This is a genomic window from Gordonia sp. QH-12 (assembly GCF_001578675.1).
In the GTDB taxonomy this organism is placed as follows: Bacteria; Actinomycetota; Actinomycetes; order Mycobacteriales; family Mycobacteriaceae; genus Gordonia; species Gordonia sihwensis.
Map to the genome: position 1 here is coordinate 1 of NZ_KQ969301.1, position 21,273 is coordinate 21,273.

A 21,273-nucleotide genomic window follows, 5' to 3' on the forward strand; every position below is an offset into this window, starting at 1 on the left:
CTCCACGAAACCCGGGGCGATTCACGGGGTCGTCCCATTGGCCGAGTTTGCGACTGGGCGGCACGAGCCCGCACCGCCGCGCGGCGTAGCCACTACGGCACCCGGTACGTCCACTCCTGACTGCTGAACTTCTCGTCGACCAACTCCTGCGCGGCCGCCAGTTCCGTATCCGTGTACCCGGCCTCCCGCGTCCGGTACCGCCCGCGGAAGTGATCTAAGAACGCCTCGATGATCGCTGCACGCGTCATCCCCGTCTGCGACCGCATCGGATCCACGCGCTTGCCGGAGCTGGTGATCCCCTTGTCGGAGATCTTCTCTCGCCCGATCCGCAGGACCTCGGTCATCTTGTCGGCGTCGATGTCGTACGACATCGTGACGTGGTGCAGCACGGCGCCGGCGACGATGCGCTTCTGCGCGGCGCCGCCGATCTTGCCGTGGTCGGAGACGATGTCGTTGATCGGGACGTAGCGGGCGTTGACGCCGACGTCGGCGAGGGCGCCCATCACCCACTGGTCGAGGAACTCGTACGACCGCTCGAAGCTGAGTCCGTCCACCAGCGATGTCGGCACGACGAGCGAGTACGTGATGCAGTTGCCCGGCTCCATGAACATCGCGCCGCCACCGGATATGCGACGGACGATCCCGATGCCGTGGCGGGCGGCGGCCTCCTCGTCGACCTCGTTGCGGACCGACTGGAACGAGCCGATCACGACGAGCGGCGAGTCCCAGTCCCAGAAGCGCAAGGTCGGCGGGCGAGTCCCCGCCGCCACCTCCCGCAGGAGCACCTCGTCGAGCGCGACGTTCATCGCGGGCGCCATGACGACCGGTTCGACGACGTCGAAGGTGTGGTCGTGCCAACTCGTGGCATGACCGAGCGCACGACGGATCGCAATACCGACCGAGTCGGGCGTGAAGCCGACCATCGAGACGTCAGCGGTCAGTGCCGCTTGAATGAGCGCGCCCAAATCGGACGCATCGGCCGTCACGGGCGCACCGGTGACGGCCTCGGTGATGACGTCGAGAGCGTCGTCCGGTTCGAGGAAGAAGTCGCCCGACAGCGATACCCGCGAGAGCCTCCCATCCTCGACGTGGACGTCAATCACCACCAGCTTGCCACCAGGAACTTTGTATTCGCCGTGCACTCGTCCAGCGTACGGCCGCAGGTACGCCGCAGAGTTCCCGCTCCTGAGTCGATCGGGGCGCGAGAGCGCGCAATCGAGATCCACCCGAACGGACCACACCGACCGCCTGTCACCAGCGCTGATCGTCATACGACCGCCGCAGACGTCGGCGCGCGGGACGTGCAGCGATCAGATTCTTGTCGTAGCTCAGTCGTACGTTCTCGGAACCATCGCAAAACAGACAGAACGAAGGACGAGGAAATGAACGAACACGACGCGGGCAACGACGGTCCCACGGGCAGACCAGTCCCGCCGACCGGCGAACATCATTTCGCCGCCGCCGGGTATCCCCCGCCCACGAGTCCATTCGCGACACCGCCGGGAACCCTTGCACCACCCGAAAGCGCTGCCGCGCCGAAGCGCCCGCGTAAGCGTGGCCGGATTCTGTTCGCGATCGTCGCAGCGGTGTTCATCGCAGTCGGCTCGGGTGCAGTGGGATACGCGATCGGGTCGGACGAGTCCGCGACCTCCGGGACCGAGACCGCGGCATCGCCCGAATACAGCTACCCGCCGACGACTGGGGTCTCGACCGTCCCGGTCACGGCAGCCGACTTCAGTCTCTCCGTCCTGACAGAGGAGAAGAAGTGTTTCGGTTCCGCCGGCTGCCTCGTCACGGTCTCTCTCGAGCCGACCTTCAAAGGTGCTTCCAGCGTCCTCACGGACCGTAGTTTCAAAGTCCTCTACGAGATCGACGGCGGCGAGGATCCGATCCTCGACAAGTTCACGATGGTGGGCACACAGGTGACCATCGACCAGAGCACATCGGTCGAAACACCGTCGAGCGACACCGAGGTCACTGCCAGGGTGACGCAGGTCGTGGAGACAACGGACGAGGGCTGACCAGAACCGGCGGCCGCGGCGCGCTGCGAACGTACGCACTTCGTCCTCGCCAGGCGAAGCCGCCCATTCGGACATGAAGCGCGCACTACGCTTACGCCATGTCCAGCATCCTGATCGGCTTCATCGCCATCATCATCGGCATTCTGTTCTGCTTCCGAGGCGTGGTGGCGATGCGTGTCGTCATCGCAGTGTGGGGCGCCTTCGTCGGCCTCAATCTCGGTGCGGGGCTCGTCTCCGCCGTCACCGGGGACGGCTTCTTCTCAACTGCGGTCGGATGGATCGTCGGCATCGCGGTCGCGATCCTCTTCGCACTCCTGGCGTACCTGTACTACGCGGTGGCGGTGACGCTGGCGATGGCCTCCATCGGTTTCGTCCTGGGCACCGCACTGATGGCCGCGATCGGAGTGACCTGGAACTGGGTCATCATCGTGGTCGGCGTGCTCGTCGGCATCCTCCTGGCGGTCGCTGCCATCGCGCTGAATCTGCCGGCGCTACTGCTCGTGGTGCTCAGCGCACTCGGCGGCGCCACGGCGATCGTCGGCGGGCTCATGCTTCTGACGTCGACGATCGCGCTCGACGACTTCTCGCGGGCGAGCGTCACATTCACCATCGGCCATCACTGGTGGTGGTACGCCGCCTACATCGTGCTCGTCATCGCGGGCGTGGTGGCTCAGGCGCGCGTCATCGGACGCGACCAGGACCTGCACCAGCAATGGTGAACACGGACTGATCTCCCTGCTGAACGACGGCGGCCCGCCACCCGAACTCTCGGGTGGCGGGCCGCTCCGGTCGGTACGGTCAGCGGCCGGTCAACTTGTCTTTCACGGCGTCGACGCCTTCCTTGACCTTGTCCGCAACCTCGGTGACCTTCTCCTTGGCGGCAGACTTCCCCTGGTCGGTCTGCCCCTCGGTACGCAACTGGTCATCGTCGGTCGCAGCGCCGACGGCTTCCTTCGCCCGGCCCTTCAGGTCTTCAGCCTTGTTCTGTGCATCGTCGGAAAAGCTCATCTGTCCTCCTTGAATAGCGGATGGATCTGCATCTTCCACACTTCGTCGCCACTCGTTTGGACGACACTTCCGACGGTACCCACTCCCCTTCGACCCTGCAGGACACGAGGTGACACCATCCGCAGTGGCATCGCCGACACCTCGCCGCATCCCCCGTCCATGTCACTGAGCAGCGGGCCCACCGACGCACCGGATCGCACATCTGTGCGAACATGTCGTCCGGCTGTGGCACAGTGTTCACAGCCGCATCTGAACGAGGAGAAAGGCCCGCCATGCCCCCGCGCCGCCGCTTGGCATCGGAGTCTCTGACCGCTGACGACCTCGCCTCCCTGAACTCGGCATTGGCCGAGGGGCGACGCGCCACGGTGTATCTGCGCGAGGGCACACCCAGCCTCGGCCTCGCGCCCGGCGCCTCGGCGCGCGTGATCGCGATCGCCGGGACGACGCTGACCATCAAACCGCGCGGCGTCGACGACGAACTCCCCTACGAAGCCGATGAACTGCGGATGACCAAGGACGCACCACCTCAACCGGCGAAGGCGGCGAAGGTCGCGAAGCCCGCGGCAGCGAAGAAGGCCGCTCAGCCGAGACCGGCCGCAGCACCGAAGACCGACGCAGCGGCGGCTCAGACACGAGCTACCGCGGCGGCGCTGAAGACTGCGGCCAGGCCGGCGAAGCGCGCGGCGGGCAAGAAGGCACCGTCGTCGGTGACGGTGACGGTCTTCGGTTCGGCCGACAACGAATGGTCGGTATCGGTGACCCGGGGCGGACGCAAGCCCACGCGGTCGCGCAGTGTCGCTGCTGACTCCGTCGAGTCTGCGATGCGCGAACTCGGTGACGACGCCGCGTTGGGAGCGGCGTCGTCGGTGCTGAACGCGGCGCGGGAGGAGGCTCAGCGGCGGGTCGAGGAGCTGAGCCGGGAGCTGGAAGCGGCTCGGCGAGCGTTGGCGGCACTGGAGGGGCAGTCGGAGTCGGAGTGAAGGGGCGTGGCGGGTTGGTGATCGTCTCGATACGCCCGGCTCACTGCGTTCGCTGGGCTACTCGACCGGCCTTGGGGGTGACGTCGGCCTGCTCGGCGGGCCTAGAAAGTGGAGCGGGGATGCTCGGCGGGCCTAGAGGTGGCGTCGGCCTACTCGACGAACGTGAGCTGTGACGACAACGCTCAACCCATTCCGACCTTCTGCACCGTCGGTTCGATCACCGCGACCACCCTCGGGTCCTCGCGCGGGTAGGGTACCGGGATGTACTTGGCCGCGACGCGGTCGACGATCTCCCAGCCGGCGTCGCCGTCGATCCAGTCCACCACTCGACCGCGGACCGTCACCGGCGTGAACGGATCGTCGGCGGTGGCGATCGAGAGCGCGACGCGCGGATCGCGCCGCAAGTTGCGCGCCTTCACCGAGCCAGGGCCGGTGAAGACGACGATGCGATCGCCGTCGGTCCCGACGAAGACCGGGACGACGTGCGGTGAGCCGTCGGGAGAGACGGTGGCGACGTGGGCGATCGGGGCGCCGTCGAGGACGCGACGGAGGTCCGAGGTGAGCATCGCTGGTCCTTTCGCTCTGCCTGGGACGCTAGTCGCCGCGGAGCCCTGCTGAAATCAGTTCGCACAACCAATGCCGAGGGAAGATTCACCCCGCGCGGCACTGTGCGGACTGATTTCAGCAGGGCCCCGTGATTACTCCGAGGTAACAAGGGCGGCGTTTCGGCCGGTGGACCGTCTCCGGCCCTGCGATAGTCGAACCATGCGCCCGACATGCAGCTTGTACATAGACACCGGATACCTCCTCGCGTCGGCCGCCACTCGCGTCGCCGGAACATCGTTGCGCGGCAGCATCAACGTCGAGTACTCGCGTCTGATCGACACACTGGTCGACACCGCCGAACACCTCTCCGGCCTCCCGACGCTGCGGGTGCACTGGTACGACTCCGCCGACAACGGCGTTCCCAATGCCACACAGCAACGCATCGGCGAACTGGCCAAGGTGAAGCTCCGACTCGGCCGCTTCGGCGTCAACGGCGAGCAGAAGGGCGTCGACCTCCGCATCGGCCTCGATCTCGTCGCGCACGCCCGCAACAGCACCTCCGACGTCTTCTTCCTCGTCTCCGGCGACGACGACCTGACCGAGGCCGTCGAAGAAGCACAGGTACACGGCGTGCAGGTGATCCTGCTGGCGGTGCCGAACGCCGACGGCAAGTCGCACGGCGTCAGCAGGCACCTGATCCGCGCCGCGGACGACCTGCACCGGATCGACGGACCCGCGATCGACCGTTCCGTTCTCAGCGTGGATCGCCAGCCCGCCCCGAAGCCGTCGGCGCCGGTCACCGCCAAACCCGGGCCGGTCGCACCCAAACCCGCCGCGCGCACACCGCTCGACGCCGCCGCCGCGTCGGTGGCCGCACGCGCCACTCCCCCGCCCGCACCGACGGGCGTGCTGGCCTACAGTTCCACCACCGGATCGGTGGCACACGTGATGCCGGAGTTCGACGACGCCGAGCAGGAGCAGATCATCGGCGACGTGGTCGGCCGCGTGCTGGCAGCCTTCCGCAAGAGCGCCACCCCGCAGGAGACCGCGGAGCTCGAGCGCGCACGACCCTCCATCCCGCGCGACATCGATCGCGCCCTCCTGCTCGACGCCTCGGAGGCGATGGAGCGCTACACCGTCGACGAGCCCGTCCGCTTCCGCCTCCGCCAGCGATTCTGGGACGAGTACGACGCCGGCTGACCCACCTTCCGGCAGCTCACCGTGAGCGCATGAGGTGCTTCTGAATCTTGCCGGTCGCCGTCTTGGGGAGAGCGTCCACCACGACCACGCTCTTGGGCGCCTTGAATCCGGCGAGGCGCTCGCGCGCCCACGACTGAATCTCCTCCGACCGCGTCTCACCGGAGTCGGCCGGCTCACTGAGCACGACGAACGCGGTCACCGCCTCACCCCAGTGTTCGTCGGGCACGCCGACCACCGCGACTTCGGCGACCGACTCGTGTCCGAGCAGCACCCGTTCCACTTCCACCGACGAGACGTTCTCGCCGCCGGATTTGATGATGTCCTTGGCGCGGTCGGTGAACCACACGACGGCCTCGTCGTCGAGATAGCCGATGTCGCCGCCGTGGAACCAGCCATGCGCGAAGGCTTCAGTGTTCGCGTCGCGGTTGTTCCAGTAACCCTCCATGAGTTGCGGTGCGCGATAGACGATCTCGCCCTCCTGACCGGTCGGCAGGAGGGTGCCGTCGCCGCCCATGATGGCGATGTCGGTGCTGACCGTCGCCGGCCCCCACGAGGCGTCCTTGACACCCTGGTGGCCCGACCACTGCAGCTCCGAGGCCGGCGTGGTCTCGGTCTGCCCCGAGCCGAGGATGATCGCGGCGTTGGGGAACCTCGACCGCAGCGCCGCGAGCAGTTCGGCGGGCATCGGCGCCATCGCGTACAGCCCGGTGACGAGGCTGTCGGTGTCCCCCTCCGCCAGCGCGGGCTGCTGCAGGAGAGCGGCCCACATCATCGGGAGCATCGTCAGGTGCGTCACCGCACGCCGGGTGAACACCTCGGCGAGCGCGGCGGGGTCGAAGCCGCGCAGCAGCACCACCGTAGCGCCGACGGTCAACGACGGCAGCAGCAGCGCATCCAGGGCCGTGACGTGGAACAGCGGCAGCACGATCGGTTGCACCGCGGGGCGGGTGTCCGGCCGCAGACCGAGGCCAAGTGCCGAACTCAGCACCGAGATCTGCACGGCCACATGCGAAGTCACCACGCCCTTGGGCCGCGACGTGGTGCCGGAGGTGTAGAGGCAGTGCAGGATGTCGCGGTCGTCGACGATCGTCTCGACGACGGACCGGTCGGCGGCGAAGACCTCGTCGAAGGCCACCGACCGCAACCCGGCCACCGTGTCGGGTGCCGTGCCGGCCACGATCACCTCACCGAGGCGATCCGATGAGGCCTCCGCGACCGCCGGCTCGAGCACTCCGAGGAACACATCCTCGGTGACGATGGCGCGGACGCCGCTGTCGGCGAGTTGGTAGGCGATGTCGGACGGCGAGAGCAGCAGATTGAGCGGCATCGCCACCACGCCGATCTTGGCGAGTGCGAAGAACGACGTGACGAACTGCCAGCTGTTCTGCAACTGCAGCGCGATGGCGTCACCCCGCTCGTAACCGCGTTCGAGCAGCCCCCGCGCCAGCGCGTTGGCACGTGCCTCGAGTTCGGCGTACGAGAGTTCGAGGTCGCCGTCCACCAGGGCTGTGCGCGTGCCGTAGTGGGCGGCGCTGCGAGTCAACAGGTCGCCGACGCAGACGCGATGCGTCAGGTTGACGGTCAGCGGGTCGACACCGGACAGGTCGGGGCGCATTCCGGACATCAAGAACTCCTTGCAGTGGATCGCGGGGACACGCGGTCGGCGTGAGGCGACCGTAGCGCAAAAACAATCGTTCGTGACTGTTTTTCGCGGATGTGCTGGTCACACACGTCGAAGCACCGTCGCCGCGGCACGCCGCCGATCCCGACTACGCTGGATCCGATGACCTCCCCCGACTGGACCGACGAGCAGGTCGACGCCGTCCTCGGCGCCTTCGACACTCGGACGCTGCAGCGTGCGCGGTCGTACGCCACCAACGGCATGATCACCGGTATCGACTGGTCCGACGGCGTCCTCACCGGCGTCTCACTCGGCTCCGGTGAGCAGCGCTACCGGTGCAAGGTCACAGCCGCCTGGGATGGCCCGAAGCCGCGGGTGTCCGCGAGCTGCACCTGCCCGGTCGCGATCCGCTGCAAGCACTGCGCGGCGCTGGTCATGGCCGCGACCGCCGAAGGCACGGCCGTCGCCCGGCGGTCGTCGTCGGCGCACTCGGCCCTCCCGCTTTCACGATGGCGCACTCTGATCGACGAGATCTCGAAGTCGTCGCAGTCCGTCGAGCACACCCCGGACGGTCCGGAACTGCCACTGGCACTTCAGTTCTCCGTACACCGCAGCTATCGCGGCGCCGACTCCGTCCGTCTCCGGCCGCTCACCATGAGCGAGCAGGGGCGGTGGGTCAAGACGCGCGTCACCTGGAAGACGATCCTGTCCGGAAAGACCGCCGACCGCCATCCGGAGAAGGCCCTCGACGTCCTGACCCGATTGGCCTCGGCGCTGGCGATCAGCGGACAGAGCGCCTCCATCGGTGACGAGATGTCGCTGCTGATGGCTCCGCCGAGCATCTGGGTCCTGCTCGACGAGGCCCGCGACGCGGGCGTGGAGTTCGTCAACGCGCGGTCGTCGAAGAGCACGACCGTCGAGTACGGCGATCACCTCAGCACCCGACTGCACGTCACCGCTCAGCGTGCCGGCGTCCATGTGGCGCTCGAGGTGCTGGTGGACGGTCGGCCCGTTCCGCCGGACGCCTTCCAGTTCCCGATCGGCAGGCCCCGCGCGCACGGCATCGCGCAGGAGGTCGGCGACGTCCTGTACATCGGCCCGCTGCCCCGGCTGACCACCACCGAATCGATGCTGCTGGTGAGCCGGGTCCCACTGGAGGTGAGCGACGACGAACTCGGCGACTTCCGCGAGGCGCTGCCGACCCTGCAGGCCGACCGCGCCGTGGTGGTGGAACCCGGAGCGTTCCCGGCCGCCGACCTCGCCGGTCCGTTCCCGGTACTGCGCATCGAGACCGGTGAGCACCCGTGCGCCACCTGGTCGACGGCGTACGAGACCGACGGCGAGGTCCACGAGTTCCCGACGCAGGGCACCGAGACCGGCCGGTTCCGCAACGCGGCGGCCGAGCGCGCGATGTGGGACGAGGTGCGTCCCGAGCTGGAGATGGTCGCCCGCAGCAGCGCCCACTGGGTGGCAGCCGCCGCCGATCTCCTCGAACGTCGGCTGCCGAAGTACCGCTCCGACTACCGTCGCTTCAATCGGGTGTACGCCGTCCTGCGTCAACTCCGCGGCGGCTGCACGGTCGCGGCGGCGTTCGATTCTCTTCCCGAGTTGCGCACCGTTCCGGTGCCGCTGTCACAGCTCGAAGTGGCGATCCTGTGCGCGGAGACGGTCCCGAAGATCACCGAGCTCGGCCGGGTGCGCGTCGACGTGGTCGGCACGCCGCCCGACTACCGTCCTGCCGAGGCGCCGCCGGTCCTGAGCTTCTCCGGCGACGGCGACGCGCGCAGCGACTGGTTCGACCTCCGCGTGGCACTCGACGTGGACGGCCACAAGATTCCGATCACCACGATCATCTCCGCCCTCGCGTCCGGCGAGACGCACATGGTGCTCGACGACGGTACGTACTTCGCCCTCGACATCCCCGCGCTGCAGACCCTGCGCGACCGGCTCGACGAGGCCCGGGAGATGGGCGAGCTCGACGGCGACCGCGTCAGCACGCACACCCTCAACGCATCACTGTGGGACGAACTGCTCGAACTCGGCGTGGTCGACGAGCAGCTCCGCCGATGGCGTGATCGCATCGCCCGTCTGGCCGCGGCGAGGCCGCCGCACTCGGTACCGCCGCCCGCGGGTGTCGACGCCCGGCTGCGGCCGTACCAGCAGGAGGGCCTGGATTGGCTCACGTTCCTCTGGGACAACGAGCTCGGCGGCGTGCTCGCCGACGACATGGGGCTCGGCAAGACGGTGCAGACTCTCGCGCTGATCCAGCGCGTAGTGGACGAGCGACCCGATGCCCGGTTCCTGGTGGTCGCGCCCACCAGCGTGATCGCCAACTGGGCCGCCGAGATCCACCGGTTCGTACCCGGCCTCGAGATGCTGACCGTTCCCGCCACCGAGAAGCGGGTCGGGACCCCGCTGGCCGATCGGATCGCCGACGCCCGGATCGTCGTCACCTCCTACGCGTTGCTGCGGATCGACTACGACGCCTTCGCCCGGGTGCCGTGGACGGGTGCGATCTTCGATGAGGCGCAGTTCCTCAAGAACCACAACTCCAAGACCTACCAGGCCGCACGGCGGCTGCAGGCCCCGTTCAAGCTCGCGATCACCGGAACCCCGATGGAGAACCGCGTGATGGAACTGTGGTCGCTGGTGTCGGTGGTGGCGCCGGGACTCTACAGTTCACCGAAACTGTTCAAGGAGCACTTCGCCGACGCCATCGAAAGCGGGCAGGCTCCCGAGCGGCTGGCGATTCTCCGACGCCGGCTGCGGCCGATCATGTTGCGCCGCACCAAGGATCAAGTGCTCGTCGACCTGCCCGAGAAGCAGGAACAGTTGCTGCCGATCGAGCTCGAGCCCAAGCATCGAAAGGTGTACGACACCTATCTGGCCCGCGACCGCCAGCAACTCCTCGGGCTCTTGGAGGACTTCGACGGCAACCGCATCCAGGTGCTGCGTGCGCTCACCCGGCTACGGCAGTTGAGTCTGCATCCGGCGCTGGTGGACGACGAGCACGCCGCGGTGAACTCGGCGAAGATCGAGTACCTGTCCGAGCAGCTGCCCATCCTCATCGACGAGGGCCACAGTGCGTTGGTCTTCAGCAGCTTCACCGGCTTCCTGAAACTGATCGCCGCCCGGCTCGACGCGGCCGGGATCGCCTACAGCTATCTGGACGGCTCCACCGCGATCACCCGGCGCGGCGAGCAGATCGAGCAGTTCACCCACGGCCGCACCCGGGTGTTCCTCATCAGCTTGAAGGCCGGCGGCTTCGGATTGAACCTCACCGCCGCCGACTACTGCTTCATGACCGATCCCTGGTGGAATCCCGCCGCCGAGAATCAGGCCGTCGACCGCGCGCACCGCATCGGCCAGCACCGCGCGGTGACCGTCTACCGAATGGTGTCCACCGGCACTATCGAGGAGAAGGTGATCGACCTGCAGAACCGCAAACGCGAACTGTTCGACGCGCTGCTCGACGACGGCGCCGCGTTCTCCGGCGCAATCACCGCCGAGGACGTCCGCGGTCTGCTCGGATAGGCACGATGCCACACTGGTGAGCGACCGCTCACCGACCACGAGGAACCGCATCGCCGATGACGACGACAGCCGACCGCCGAAACCTCTGGACCGTGCTCGCGCTCCTGTTCACCACCGGCTGGGCCACCAACCATTTCGTCGCGATGATGCCGGTCCTTCACGACCGCAACGGAATCGGCGACGCGGCTCTCGAAGGGGCGTTCGGTGTCTACGCGATCGGTCTGCTCCCCGGGCTGCTGACCGGCGGCGGGATCTCCGACCGCGTCGGACGCAAACCCGTGGTCCTCGTCGGCGCGACCGGAGCCGCACTCGGCAATCTGCTGATGCTCCTGTGGCACACCGAGCCCGGCGTCTTCGTCGGACGGTTCGCGGTGGGACTCGGCGTCGGGCTGGCCGTCAGCGCAGGGACCGCGTGGAGCGCCGACGTCGGCGGTTCTCGCGGCACGGTGTTCGCAGGCGCAGTCCTCACCAGCGGCTTCGCCGTCGGTCCACTCGCGTCGGGACTCATCGCTCAGTTCACCGACGGCGCCGCGCTGATCGCCCCCTTCGCGGTCACCGTCACCGGCTCGCTCCTGGCGGTCGTCGCGGGCCTCGCCGTGCCGAACTCGCGGCGCACCGTCGCGGAGACCCCCGACACGGAGAGCACCGACGTCACCGACTCGACCGTGCGCGGACCGCGGAGCCTGTCCCGCGCGCTGGTCACGAGCCTTCCGATGTCGCTGTGGGTGTTCGCATCGGTCACCATCAGTGTGGTGACGATGGCCGGGCGGATGTCGAGCTTCAGCGGTCCGTGGGTGCCGGGCGTCGCCGCCGTGCTCGCGCTGGGATCCGGCGTGGCCGTGCAGGTGATCGCGCGCCGAAACTCCTGGGGTGCGCGCGCGGGAGTGGGCGGCGCCTTGCTGTCGGCCGTCGGATTCGTGATCGTCGCGGCGTCCGGGTCCGACCCGACGCCGGTCGCCTTCGTCGCCGCGTCCGTCGTTCTCGGCAGCGGCTACGGGCTCTGCCTCCGCGAAGGCCTGCTCGACGTCGAGACCTTCGCTCCCGCCGACCGGATCGGGCTGGCCACCGGGATCTTCTACGTCGGCACGTACCTCGGGTTCGGGTTGCCGGTCTTGCTGCGGGTGATCGCACCCACGGTGGGGATCGTCGCACCGATCGTCGTGCTGGCGGTGATGGCCGCCGGCTGTGCGGGGATTCGCGGGATGCAGTTGCGGAGTGGGGTGCTGGCCGGCCGGTGATGCGGGGGTGGGTGGGGGTTTGCTTGGTCTCGATGCGCGGAGTCGCTACGCTCCCCCGCTTACTCGACGAGCCTGCCCGGGTGGAGATCACTCGACGAGCCTGACAGGGAAGACGTGCGAGACTGCGGTCTCGATGCGCGGGGTCGCTGCGCTCCCCCGCTTACTCGACGAGCCTGACAGGAGAAGCGTGGCGGGAGTTCGACGGGCTAGCCCAGGTGTGCCTGGACTTCGGCGCTGGACTTGTCGAGGCGCTCGAGGCGGCCCTCGGTCATGGAGGCGATCTGGTCGATCACCACGCGCATCCGGGCGTCGTCGTCGGCCGCGGCATTCCACGCGGCGGCGAAGATCGGGTCGAGGCCGCCCGGGGCGGTCACCAGCAGCATCTCGGCGACGCGGTGGATGCGCTCGCGCTGACGGTCCTGCTTGGCGCGGTGACTCGGGTCGGAGAAGATGAACCGCAGGGCGAGCGTCTTCAGCACGGCGACCTCGGCCGCCACATCGGCCGGCACCGAGAGATCCGCGTCGTACCGGCGCAGCGGACGTGCGCCCTCCACCCTGCGCGTCCGGGTGATCGCGGCCGAAGCGAAACGCCCGATGAGCTCGCTCGTGAGTCGCTTGAGCCGCGTGTACGCCTCCAACGAACCGTCGAACTCGCCGAGCGAGGCGAAGATCTCCATCTCCGACAACCGCTGCGCCGCCCCGACCAGCGGATCGGCGGTGAGCCCGTCGAAGTACTGCATGCCTAGCTGCGCCAGATCGTGCTGATCGGTGGGCGAACTCAACTGGCGCAGATCGATCCGCCCGCCGATCACTCCGTCTTCGAGGTCGTGCACCGAGTACGCGACATCGTCGGACCAGTCCATCACCTGGGCCTCCAGACAGCGCCGGCCGTCGGGCGCACCGTCACGCACCCAGTCGAGCGCGGGGCGGTCTTCGACGTACGCGCCGTACTTGGTGCCGGGCGCCGTGCGCGACCACGGGTACTTGAGCGTTGCGTCGAGCGCCGCCCGGGTGAGGTTGAGACCGGCGCTGACCCCGTCCGGGCCGACGATCTTCGGTTCCAGCGCCGTCAGGATGCGCAAATTCTGCGCATTGCCTTCGAATCCGCCACGGTCGCGGGCCACTTCTTCAAGAGCCCGCTCGCCGTTGTGCCCGTAGGGCGGGTGGCCGATGTCGTGGGCGAGTCCGGCGAGTTCGACCAGATCCGGGTCGCAGCCCAGACCGACCGCGATACCGCGGCCGATCTGGCCGACCTCGAGCGAATGGGTCAGACGAGTCCGCGGGTTATCGCCCTCCCGCGGACCCACCACCTGCGTCTTGTCCGCGAGTCGCCGCAGGGCCGCGCTATGCAGCACCCGGGCGCGGTCGCGGGCGAAGTCGCTGCGATGGTCGGTCGCGGGATTCGCGCCCGCGGCGATCTTGGGCGCCTCGACGACCATCCGTTCCAGGTCGTGAGCGTCGTACATCGCCACGGGCGGGCCGCCCGCGGACCGATCGGCGTCGGTCAAACTACTCCGACCAGCCGCGCTGGGATGCCATGTCCAGAAGACCGGATCGGATCGCGACGATCTGACGAGCGGTCAGGTCCGGCGAGGCGTCGAGCAGCAGCTCGGTGATCTCGTTGAACAGACGGCCGCCGCCCCGATTGCCGAAGCGTCGCGGTCCGCGGTCATCACGGCCGCCGCGCCGGTCGTCACGGCGGTCGCCGCGATCGTGCCGGTCGCCGAAGCGTCCGCGGCCCTCGTCACGGCGCTGAGCGCGCTCGGCGGCGGGCGACTCGCCCTCCGGAGCCTCCTTGGTCACCTTCACGTTCAGTGCCTTCGCGCCACGATCGGTGCTCTCGACGTCGAACTCGACCTCGGCGCCGGGGCGCAGCAGGGTCTCATCGATGCCCACGTCGTTGATGTGCAGGAAGACGTCGTCTCCGCCCTCCGCGGGCGCCAGGAATCCAAAACCACGATTGGTGTCGAAATGCACGACCTTGCCGTTGACAGCCACCACAAACTCTCTCTCCAAAGCACGCCCACACCGCGAACCCCTTGCCCGCGCGACGCACTCCCCTACTACTATGCCTCAAAATCGTCAGCCGACCGAGCTGAAATGCCTGGTAGTGATCGGAATGTCAACCGGTCGACGACCACCGCGGCTCCTACTGACGCGTCGCATTCGTCCCGAGGCTCACCTCGACCACCGTGCCGGTGATGACGCCGGGGTCGTCGACCAGATACATCACCGCGCGGGTGACGTCGGCCGGTGCCAGCCACGGCACGCCCAGCGGACTCCAACCGGCGAAGACCTGAGCGAGATCGTCCTGCGTCGGATGTTCGATCGTCGGACAGAATCTCTTCATCGTCGCGGTGTTCAGCACCATCGGCGTCGCCACCGACGCCGGGCACACCACGTTCGCGGTGATGCCGTACGCACCCACTTCCAGGGCCAACGACTTGATGAATCCGATGATCCCCCACTTGCTCGCGGCGTAATGACTCAGATGCAGCATGCCGCCGCGGCCGGCTCCCGAGGAGATCCCGACGATGCGACCGAACCGGTTCTCCTTCATCAGCGTGAGAACGGCCTGCGCGCAGTTGAACGTACCGGTGAGATTGGTGTCGATGACGTCGGCCCATTGTTGGTGGGTCAGCGACTCGACCGGTTCGAACGAGCAGACGCCGGCATTGCACACGAGGATGTCTAGGCGTCCGCGTTCGTCGCGGATCCGCGAGACGAGCCCGTTCACCGCGGCCCGGTCGCGAACGTCCACCTGCGCCGATGTCACCGAGCCGCCGGTCGACTTGATCTCTCTCGCCGTCTCCGCGAGGTCGTTCGGATCGCTCATCGGGTAGGCGATCGTGTCGACCGGCGCCGCGATGTCGGTGACGACGACGTGCGCGCCCGCCGCCGCCAGGGCCAGTGCGTGCGATCGTCCCTGCCCGCGCGCCGCACCGGTCACCCAGGCCACTTTTCCGGTGAGATCAGTCATTGCCCGCCTCCTCGAATCGTCGACTCCATTGTCTCGCTTCGGCGGAGGGGTGTGCACGCGATCGGGAGACCTTTTCCCGGCCGGCTACTTCACGGTCGCGATGCCCAGCGACGGGAAGAAGTAGCACGTGACCGGCGCGTCCTCACTGCCGCCGGCCTTCTGCATCGTGCCGTAGATCGCGGAGAGAACCGTGCCCGAGCCGGTCTTGACGATGCCGCCTCGAGCGCCGTTGGCCGGAATCGCCGCGACGACCGAGCCGAGCGTCTTCCGGGCGAGGGTCCGCACCAAGGCGCTGACATCCGCTTCCTTCAGGCGTGCGTCCACGGCGTCGACGATCGAGTCGCCGAGCCCCTTCATGGGCTCGCCGAACCCGCCGTCGAGGGTGTTGACGTTGAACCACGCGACACGCATGCCGCTCTTGTCCTTGGTGTCGGAGAACTTGTCGACCGGCACGAAGCCGTAGAGCACCTCACCCTTCTGAATCGCGTTGATGTCCTTGTCCTTGACGCGAAGCGACTTGTTCAGGTCACCGAGGAGCGGAGTGATCGATCCGGGCATCGCGCCGCCGACCGCCGACGGCATCGACAGATCGGTGCACAGTCCCTTGGTCGGCGTGAACGGAGTGATGCCGAGCTTCTTGAGGACCGCGTTGGCCTCGTCGATCGAGTCGATCACCGATGCGGCGTCGTTCGGCTGAGCGGCGACCTCGTGGAGTGCGGCACGGGCGGCAGCCGCGTCGCGGGAGGTGTCGGCGTGTGCGGCGGGTGCGGCGACCGCGCCTCCGACGAGTGCGGCCGACGCGGCGACCGACGCGATCGTGAAACGAAATGACCTGGACAATGTGACCTCCGGGGCTGAAGTGACTGGTGTTTCGACTGAGTATGGGGCCACTTCGCTCCGAAACAGCGCCCTGAGACCGAGTTGAGACCCGCAGATCAGCGCACGAGAACGGCGGCGGGTCCCCGACCGAAGCCGAGGACCCGCCGCCGTTGCGAACTGGCGTTCAACTGCCCGAACTGCCGCGCACCTTCTCCACGATCCACAGCAGGATCACCGAACCGAGCACTGCCGTTAGGAGGGTGAACCACCAGCCGCCGGACGCGGTGTCCAGGAAGAAACTCAAGAGAAAACCGCCGATCAGCGCGCCGATGACGCCGATGACGATGTTCATCAGGATCCCGGCACCGCCGCCCTTGACGATCTTTCCGGCGATCCAGCCCGCGATCGCGCCGATGACCAGATAGCCGATCCATCCGACATTGGTGGTCGTACTCGAGCGCGCCAGGATCTCGCTCACTGCAATTGCGTCCATTTGCCCATCCTTTGTCTCGACTGCTGTGCCTCCACGCTACGAGACAAGGGATAACGGCCGCTCCGATGACATGAAGCGTTATCAGTATGTCATCTGCGCACCACTTCCGAGAAGTGACGGCGCTCGGATGACCGGCCACCGACACCTCATGGCATAGTGATCGCAAATGCAACATGTTCTAGTTCCTGGGGCTCCGGGAACGAAGGGGCGACCGATGAATCCTGCTCGACGAGACCTGACTGCCACGCGCGCACCGCGAGTCCGGCTGCCGAGAGTCGACATACCCGCGGGCCGTCTGATCGAACTGCCCGGACGGGGCTCCACCTACGTCACCGACACCGCCGGTCCCACCGCCGACGCACCGGCGATCGTTCTTCTGCACGCGCTGACGACCACCGGCCTGCTGACCTGGTTTCCGAGCATCCCGGAACTGTCGAAGCGCTTCCGGGTGATCACTCTCGACCTGCGCTGGCACGGTCAGGGCATCAAATCACCCGAGTTCAGCCTCCGCGACTGCGCCGACGACGCCGTGGCACTGCTGGACGTCCTCGGAATCGATGAAGCGATGTTCGCCGGCTTCTCGATGGGATCGCTGGTTGCTCAGCGTGTCTGGCGGCAGCATCCCGACCGGGCGGGCGGGCTGGTGCTCTGCGCCTCCACCGACGCCTTTCAGATGACCGCGACCGAACGGGTCTTCCACAACGGGATGGCGGGCATCACCTCACGCGTTCCCGGATCCGGTTCCCCTCGCCGCGCCGGCCGAGTTCAGGCGTCGCAGGTCGACCCGGCCGTCGACATCAACCGGTGGGCGCTCAACGAGTTCCGCTCCACGTCGCCGATCGCCGTCGGCAAGGCGGTCGGCGCCATCGGCAGGCACCATACGCGACCGTGGATCAGCCAGATCGATGTGCCGACCGCCGTCGTGGTGCCCCTGCGCGACCGCGCGATACCGCCGGCCCGGCAGATCGCGATGGCCCGCCGCATCCCCGGCGCCACGGTGCACGAGGTGGACGGCGGTCACTCGTGCTGCGTGATCGATGCCGACAAATTCGTGCCGGTGTTCGCGCACGCCTGCAGCGTGGTGCGGGCGCGGTGGCGCGAGCGCGCCGAGTCGTGATGCCCGCCGCGCTATTCGCCCACTTCGCGTCTACCCCGCGGGCGCGACCTGTTCTTTGAGCCGCGCGAGTTCCTCCGGGAAGTGGGCGACGAGCTTCTCCGGGCTGCGCATGCTGTCCACTCACGCGATGACGCCCACGTGGACGACACCGTTGTTCGACAGCACCGTGATGTTGACGCCCGCTCCGTGGAAGACCGGGCCCAGCGGGTACATCCCGTCCATCCGTGCCCCCATGAAGTACAGCGGGATCGGCGGACCGGGGACGTTCGAGATGACCAGGTTGTGCACCACCGGATGCCGGTCGGCCAGGCGCAGTCCCGCATACGCGCGCACGGCGAGCCCGAACGTGCGCGGCGCGGCGAACTCGGCCCAGTCCTGCAGGGTGTCCGCGGAGATCGCGTTGTGATGGTCCTTCGCGTGCTTGTTCGCCTCGGTCATCGCGGTCAGCCGCTCGAGCGGGTCGGCGATGTCGGTCCCGAGCCGGGTGAACAGCGCCGAGACCTTGTTCGCCCCCTCGTCACGCTTGGACTCTCCGCGCACCGAGACCGGCACGGTGGCCAGCAGCGACGAGTCGGGCAGCTCGTCGCGTTCCAGGAGATAGTCGCGCAGAGCGCCGCCGGCGATGCTCAGCACGATGTCGTTGACCGTCGCACCGGTCGCGCGCCGGACCGCCTTGACGTCCTCGAGGTCCATATCGCCCACCGCGATGGTGCGGTGACCGGTGATGGTGCCGTTGAACGAGGTCCGCGGCGCGGTGAGCGGAGGCGCCATCGCGGTGCCGTGCTGGGCGCGGCTCACCGTCTCGGTGATCAGCCCCAGGGTCGGACTCAGCATCTTCGGGATCGACAGCGGTCGCGACAGCGTGCTCACGATGCCGCGGCCGAAGAGTTCGAGCGACCCCGGCGACCGTCCGTCCATGGGGATCTCGTCGGTGGCCAGCGGTGGCGCGTCCGGTTCGAGACTGCACAGGTATGAGATCAGATTGGCGCCCGACGCGCCGTCGACCGTGGCGTGATGCATCTTCGTGAAGACGACCAGTTTCTCCTCGCCGTCCTCGCCGCGGTATCCCTCGATGACGTTCATCTCCCACAGCGGGCGGCCGCGGTCCATCGGGAGTCCGGCCAGATGACCGCACATCTCCATGAGTTCGGCGTGGCCGGCGGGTGCGGGCAGTGCCATCCGGTGCAGGTGGTGGTCGATAGCGAAGTGCTCGTCCTTGACCCACACGGGGTGGCCGAGATCGAGCGGAACGCGTCGCACCCGCCGAGTGAACTGGGGAACTCGGCGCACACGCTCGTCGAGTGTGGCTCGGAAGGTCGCGAACGAATACCCGCCGGGAACCGTGGACTTGTCCATGACCATCACCGAGCAGACGTGCATCAACTGCTCGGGTGTCTCGAGGTAGAGGAAGCTGGCATCCAGGCCGCTCAATCGTTCCATGACCATGGAGAATAGCGGAGAATTAGAACCTGTTCTAATTACTGACGAGTATCGGATGACGCGGTTCCGGTGGCCCCGCCTAGCCTGGAGACCGTGGGAGATCGGTATCAGCACATCGCGTTCGGCGACGCAGCCGTTGCGCGGCAACGCATCACCGGCAGCGTGGTGGCCTACGGCGCGGGTCTCGACACACCCGATTCGGGCCCGCAGCAGGTGACGCCGCGGGAGGTTCGGATGCTCACCGGGGTGTTCGCCTTCCACATGGCGACGGTGACCCCCTCGGGGTGGCCTTACGTCCAGTACCGCAGCGGGCCGACCGGATTCGTCCACCACCTCGGCGGCAATCGCTTCGGATTCGCCGATTTCCGCGGCAATCAGCAGTTCGTGTCGGTCGGCAACCTGGAGACCGACGGTCGTGTCGCGCTCTTCGTCGCCGATCATCCGAAGAAGATGCGGCTCAAGGTCTTCGGGCGTGCCACTGTGATCGACGGCGACGCCGATCCCGAACTGCTCGAACGCCTGTCCCAGGTCGCGGACGGCCGGATCGCCGCACGATGCGAGCGCAGCATCGTCATCGACGTCGAGGCCTTCGACTGGAACTGTGCGCGGTCGATGGTGCCCTTGTACACCTCCGAACAGGTCCGTGAACGGGTGCAGCCGTATATCGATCAGATCCACCAGTTGCAGGACCGGGTCGACGAACTGGAACGGCGACTGTGGTGATATCGCGGAGGTTCTCGACTCGCCGGTACCGCGACCGCGCGCACGCCGGGCGGGTCCTGGCCGAGAGGCTGTCGTCCGATCTCCGCGGGCGCGACGACACGATCGTGCTCGCACTCCCCCGCGGCGGAGTGGACGTGGCCGCACCGATCGCCGAGGACCTGCGGGCGCCGTTGGACGTCTACCTGGTGCACAAGATCGGCGTGCCGTGGGAGCCGGAAGTGGCGGCCGGCGCCATCGGCGCCGACGATTCGGTGGTGATGAACGACGACGTCCTGCGCGCCACCGGCCTGACCCCGGCGAGGCTGGCCGAGGCCGTCGACGCGGCTCGCACCGAACTCCGGCGACGTGACGCCGCCTATCGGGACCGACGCCCGCAACCCGTCGTGGCCGGCCGCACCGTGGTGCTCGTCGACGACGGTGTCGCCACCGGCGCGACGATGAACGTGGCCGTCCGCGCGCTCCGAAGCCGCGGGGCCGGACGGATCGTGGTGGCAGTGCCCGCCGGCCCGGTCGGCACCGCGGACATGTTTCCCGAGGCCGACTCCGTCGTCTGTCCGTACACGCCGGAGGACTTCATCGGAGTCGGCGGCGCGTACGACGATTTCGCACAGCTCACCGACGCCCGCGTGCGTTCGGTTCTGGATCAGTTCACGGACCGCTGAGCCGGAAGCCCGGTGTGGGGTATGAGGATCGAGGCACTACCGACTCCGCTGGCGATGCCACCACACGCCGAGGATGATCAGCCAGATCGGCAGGACCACGGCGAGCATCACCCACTGCTTCTGCCCCACCATCAACCCCAACGCGATGATCATCAGGACACCGCTGAACAACATGATGAGCCTCGGGTTCACTGCGGTCCTCTCGTCGGGGGTTGCACTACAGATACCCGATGGCGCGGACATCCATCACGCGACCCACCGGAACAGGACTTCCCGCCCACGTCGATCGCCGACGGCGCGAGACAGTCCGCACATCGCGCACTAGGGTCGTCACATGGCACTCGTTCACCAGGCGACCCTCTCGCCCACCAAGCTCGAACTGGTCACCGCCTACCTCGACAGCGTCCCGTGGGGCGGGACCGGAGAGGTGGAGATGATCGGCGGCTACCGCTTCGACGATCCTGCGGGCGAGGTCGGTGTCGAAGCTCTGCTGGTCTCGCGCGACGACCGCAGCCTGCACATCCCGCTGACCTACCGTGGCGCTCCGCTGCCGGAGGCCGACGAGTTCCTCGTCTCCACGATGACTCACTCGGTGCTCGGCGATCGCTGGATCTACGAGGCCGCCGCCGATCCCGTCGCCGTCGACTGCTTCGTGCGGGCATTGCGCGGGCGACAGGAACAGGCACGTCTCGAGATCCAGAGCAGCGACGGGTCCGTGACGATCCAGGAACCGCCGGTGCGCATCCGCCTCGAAGGCGCACCGGCCGACGCGACGGCGCTCGCCCTCAGCGACGACCTCGCCTCCCCGGTGTCGGGTGCGGCGTGGCTCGTCGCCGAATGGGACGGCGGCGCCGGCGTCGTGGCGGCACTGCGGTAGCGCCGCCCGCGCCC

The 21,273-nt window shown here is 67.9% G+C and carries 21 protein-coding genes; 10 read left to right on the plus strand and 11 right to left on the minus strand.

The window, feature by feature from the left end; all coding sequences use genetic code 11:
* Window positions 1-92: 92 nt before the first annotated feature.
* Window positions 93-1,142: a lipoate-protein ligase LplAB gene (locus tag Y710_RS15650; protein ID WP_062367865.1), complete on the minus strand. Its 1,050-nt coding sequence runs from the start codon at window positions 1,140-1,142 to the stop codon at window positions 93-95.
* Window positions 1,143-1,382: 240 nt separating this feature from the next.
* On the opposite strand from Y710_RS15650, the gene Y710_RS15655 reads away from it, so the two are divergent.
* Both Y710_RS15655 and Y710_RS15660 read left to right on the plus strand, forming a co-directional pair.
* On the plus strand, window positions 1,383-2,021 hold the full coding sequence (locus Y710_RS15655) for a hypothetical protein (RefSeq protein ID WP_045539162.1): 639 nt from the start codon (window positions 1,383-1,385) through the stop codon (window positions 2,019-2,021).
* A gap of 98 nt (window positions 2,022-2,119) precedes the next feature.
* Window positions 2,120-2,740 (plus strand): TM7S3/TM198-like domain-containing protein, encoded by a 621-nt coding sequence (locus Y710_RS15660; RefSeq protein WP_062367866.1) that lies wholly within the window; start codon window positions 2,120-2,122, stop codon window positions 2,738-2,740.
* Between the two features lie 79 nt (window positions 2,741-2,819).
* Here the strand turns inward: Y710_RS15660 and Y710_RS15665 are convergent, their stop codons facing one another.
* Window positions 2,820-3,029 (minus strand): CsbD family protein, encoded by a 210-nt coding sequence (locus tag Y710_RS15665; protein WP_006897852.1) that lies wholly within the window; start codon window positions 3,027-3,029, stop codon window positions 2,820-2,822.
* A 272-nt stretch (window positions 3,030-3,301) separates the two neighbouring features.
* Between Y710_RS15665 and Y710_RS15670 the strand changes: the two genes are divergently transcribed.
* Entirely contained in the window at window positions 3,302-4,009 is a 708-nt protein-coding gene (locus tag Y710_RS15670) for a DUF6319 family protein (RefSeq protein WP_062367867.1), read from the plus strand.
* Between the two features lie 182 nt (window positions 4,010-4,191).
* On the opposite strand, the gene Y710_RS15675 is transcribed toward Y710_RS15670, so the two are convergent.
* Entirely contained in the window at window positions 4,192-4,575 is a 384-nt protein-coding gene (locus Y710_RS15675) for a TIGR03618 family F420-dependent PPOX class oxidoreductase (protein ID WP_006897673.1), read from the minus strand.
* A gap of 199 nt (window positions 4,576-4,774) precedes the next feature.
* On the opposite strand from Y710_RS15675, the gene Y710_RS15680 reads away from it, so the two are divergent.
* Window positions 4,775-5,755, plus strand: coding sequence for an NYN domain-containing protein (locus tag Y710_RS15680; RefSeq protein ID WP_006897672.1), 981 nt, complete (start codon window positions 4,775-4,777; stop codon window positions 5,753-5,755).
* 16 nt (window positions 5,756-5,771) lie between these two features.
* Here the strand turns inward: Y710_RS15680 and Y710_RS15685 are convergent, their stop codons facing one another.
* Window positions 5,772-7,379, minus strand: a complete 1,608-nt coding sequence (locus Y710_RS15685; protein ID WP_062367868.1) for a class I adenylate-forming enzyme family protein — start codon at window positions 7,377-7,379, stop codon at window positions 5,772-5,774.
* Between the two features lie 159 nt (window positions 7,380-7,538).
* On the opposite strand from Y710_RS15685, the gene Y710_RS15690 reads away from it, so the two are divergent.
* Window positions 7,539-10,910, plus strand: a complete 3,372-nt coding sequence (locus Y710_RS15690) for a DEAD/DEAH box helicase (protein WP_045539172.1) — start codon at window positions 7,539-7,541, stop codon at window positions 10,908-10,910.
* A gap of 56 nt (window positions 10,911-10,966) precedes the next feature.
* Window positions 10,967-12,148 carry an MFS transporter gene (locus Y710_RS15695; RefSeq protein ID WP_062367869.1) on the plus strand — a complete coding sequence of 394 codons (1,182 nt, stop codon included), beginning with the start codon at window positions 10,967-10,969 and terminating at the stop codon, window positions 12,146-12,148.
* Window positions 12,149-12,354: 206 nt separating this feature from the next.
* On the opposite strand, the gene Y710_RS15700 is transcribed toward Y710_RS15695, so the two are convergent.
* From Y710_RS15700 to Y710_RS15720, 5 genes are all read right to left on the minus strand, one after another.
* Window positions 12,355-13,614: a deoxyguanosinetriphosphate triphosphohydrolase gene (locus Y710_RS15700; protein WP_051999682.1), complete on the minus strand. Its 1,260-nt coding sequence runs from the start codon at window positions 13,612-13,614 to the stop codon at window positions 12,355-12,357.
* Window positions 13,615-13,657: 43 nt separating this feature from the next.
* A complete protein-coding gene (locus Y710_RS15705) occupies window positions 13,658-14,146 on the minus strand; it encodes a cold-shock protein (RefSeq protein ID WP_039867897.1) in 489 nt (162 codons plus the stop codon).
* A 151-nt stretch (window positions 14,147-14,297) separates the two neighbouring features.
* Window positions 14,298-15,128 (minus strand): mycofactocin-coupled SDR family oxidoreductase, encoded by an 831-nt coding sequence (locus tag Y710_RS15710; RefSeq protein ID WP_062367870.1) that lies wholly within the window; start codon window positions 15,126-15,128, stop codon window positions 14,298-14,300.
* Window positions 15,129-15,212: 84 nt separating this feature from the next.
* Entirely contained in the window at window positions 15,213-15,968 is a 756-nt protein-coding gene (locus tag Y710_RS15715) for a hypothetical protein (RefSeq protein WP_062367871.1), read from the minus strand.
* A gap of 163 nt (window positions 15,969-16,131) precedes the next feature.
* Window positions 16,132-16,440, minus strand: coding sequence for a GlsB/YeaQ/YmgE family stress response membrane protein (locus tag Y710_RS15720; RefSeq protein ID WP_006897664.1), 309 nt, complete (start codon window positions 16,438-16,440; stop codon window positions 16,132-16,134).
* A gap of 214 nt (window positions 16,441-16,654) precedes the next feature.
* On the opposite strand from Y710_RS15720, the gene Y710_RS15725 reads away from it, so the two are divergent.
* The gene (locus tag Y710_RS15725) at window positions 16,655-17,557 is read left to right on the plus strand and encodes an alpha/beta fold hydrolase (RefSeq protein ID WP_052692421.1); all 903 of its coding nucleotides are present in this window, start codon (window positions 16,655-16,657) and stop codon (window positions 17,555-17,557) included.
* Window positions 17,558-17,677: 120 nt separating this feature from the next.
* Here the strand turns inward: Y710_RS15725 and Y710_RS15730 are convergent, their stop codons facing one another.
* Window positions 17,678-18,997: a WS/DGAT/MGAT family O-acyltransferase gene (locus tag Y710_RS15730; RefSeq protein WP_231875767.1), complete on the minus strand. Its 1,320-nt coding sequence runs from the start codon at window positions 18,995-18,997 to the stop codon at window positions 17,678-17,680.
* Between the two features lie 93 nt (window positions 18,998-19,090).
* Between Y710_RS15730 and Y710_RS15735 the strand changes: the two genes are divergently transcribed.
* Window positions 19,091-19,720, plus strand: coding sequence for a pyridoxamine 5'-phosphate oxidase family protein (locus tag Y710_RS15735; RefSeq protein ID WP_062367872.1), 630 nt, complete (start codon window positions 19,091-19,093; stop codon window positions 19,718-19,720).
* Window positions 19,714-20,382, plus strand: coding sequence for a phosphoribosyltransferase (locus tag Y710_RS15740; RefSeq protein WP_006897660.1), 669 nt, complete (start codon window positions 19,714-19,716; stop codon window positions 20,380-20,382). The genes Y710_RS15735 and Y710_RS15740 overlap by 7 nt, the downstream gene beginning before the upstream one ends.
* A gap of 36 nt (window positions 20,383-20,418) precedes the next feature.
* Here Y710_RS15740 and Y710_RS18960 read toward each other — a convergent pair whose 3' ends face one another.
* Window positions 20,419-20,574: a hypothetical protein gene (locus tag Y710_RS18960; protein WP_006897658.1), complete on the minus strand. Its 156-nt coding sequence runs from the start codon at window positions 20,572-20,574 to the stop codon at window positions 20,419-20,421.
* A gap of 142 nt (window positions 20,575-20,716) precedes the next feature.
* On the opposite strand from Y710_RS18960, the gene Y710_RS15745 reads away from it, so the two are divergent.
* On the plus strand, window positions 20,717-21,259 hold the full coding sequence (locus Y710_RS15745; protein ID WP_006897657.1) for a CG0192-related protein: 543 nt from the start codon (window positions 20,717-20,719) through the stop codon (window positions 21,257-21,259).
* The last annotated feature ends 14 nt before the right edge of the window (window positions 21,260-21,273 follow it).

Coding starts and splice junctions, on each gene's coding strand:
- Y710_RS15655 (WP_045539162.1), top strand. CDS start 1,383: ATGAACGAACACGACGCGGGCAACGACGGTCCCACGGGCAGACCAGTC.
- Y710_RS15660 (WP_062367866.1), top strand. CDS start 2,120: ATGTCCAGCATCCTGATCGGCTTCATCGCCATCATCATCGGCATTCTG.
- Y710_RS15665 (WP_006897852.1), bottom strand. CDS start 3,029: ATGAGCTTTTCCGACGATGCACAGAACAAGGCTGAAGACCTGAAGGGC.
- Y710_RS15670 (WP_062367867.1), top strand. CDS start 3,302: ATGCCCCCGCGCCGCCGCTTGGCATCGGAGTCTCTGACCGCTGACGAC.
- Y710_RS15675 (WP_006897673.1), bottom strand. CDS start 4,575: ATGCTCACCTCGGACCTCCGTCGCGTCCTCGACGGCGCCCCGATCGCC.
- Y710_RS15680 (WP_006897672.1), top strand. CDS start 4,775: ATGCGCCCGACATGCAGCTTGTACATAGACACCGGATACCTCCTCGCG.
- Y710_RS15685 (WP_062367868.1), bottom strand. CDS start 7,379: ATGTCCGGAATGCGCCCCGACCTGTCCGGTGTCGACCCGCTGACCGTC.
- Y710_RS15690 (WP_045539172.1), top strand. CDS start 7,539: ATGACCTCCCCCGACTGGACCGACGAGCAGGTCGACGCCGTCCTCGGC.
- Y710_RS15695 (WP_062367869.1), top strand. CDS start 10,967: ATGACGACGACAGCCGACCGCCGAAACCTCTGGACCGTGCTCGCGCTC.
- Y710_RS15700 (WP_051999682.1), bottom strand. CDS start 13,614: ATGTACGACGCTCACGACCTGGAACGGATGGTCGTCGAGGCGCCCAAG.
- Y710_RS15710 (WP_062367870.1), bottom strand. CDS start 15,128: ATGACTGATCTCACCGGAAAAGTGGCCTGGGTGACCGGTGCGGCGCGC.
- Y710_RS15720 (WP_006897664.1), bottom strand. CDS start 16,440: ATGGACGCAATTGCAGTGAGCGAGATCCTGGCGCGCTCGAGTACGACC.
- Y710_RS15725 (WP_052692421.1), top strand. CDS start 16,655: ATGAATCCTGCTCGACGAGACCTGACTGCCACGCGCGCACCGCGAGTC.
- Y710_RS15730 (WP_231875767.1), bottom strand. CDS start 18,997: ATGGAACGATTGAGCGGCCTGGATGCCAGCTTCCTCTACCTCGAGACA.
- Y710_RS15745 (WP_006897657.1), top strand. CDS start 20,717: ATGGCACTCGTTCACCAGGCGACCCTCTCGCCCACCAAGCTCGAACTG.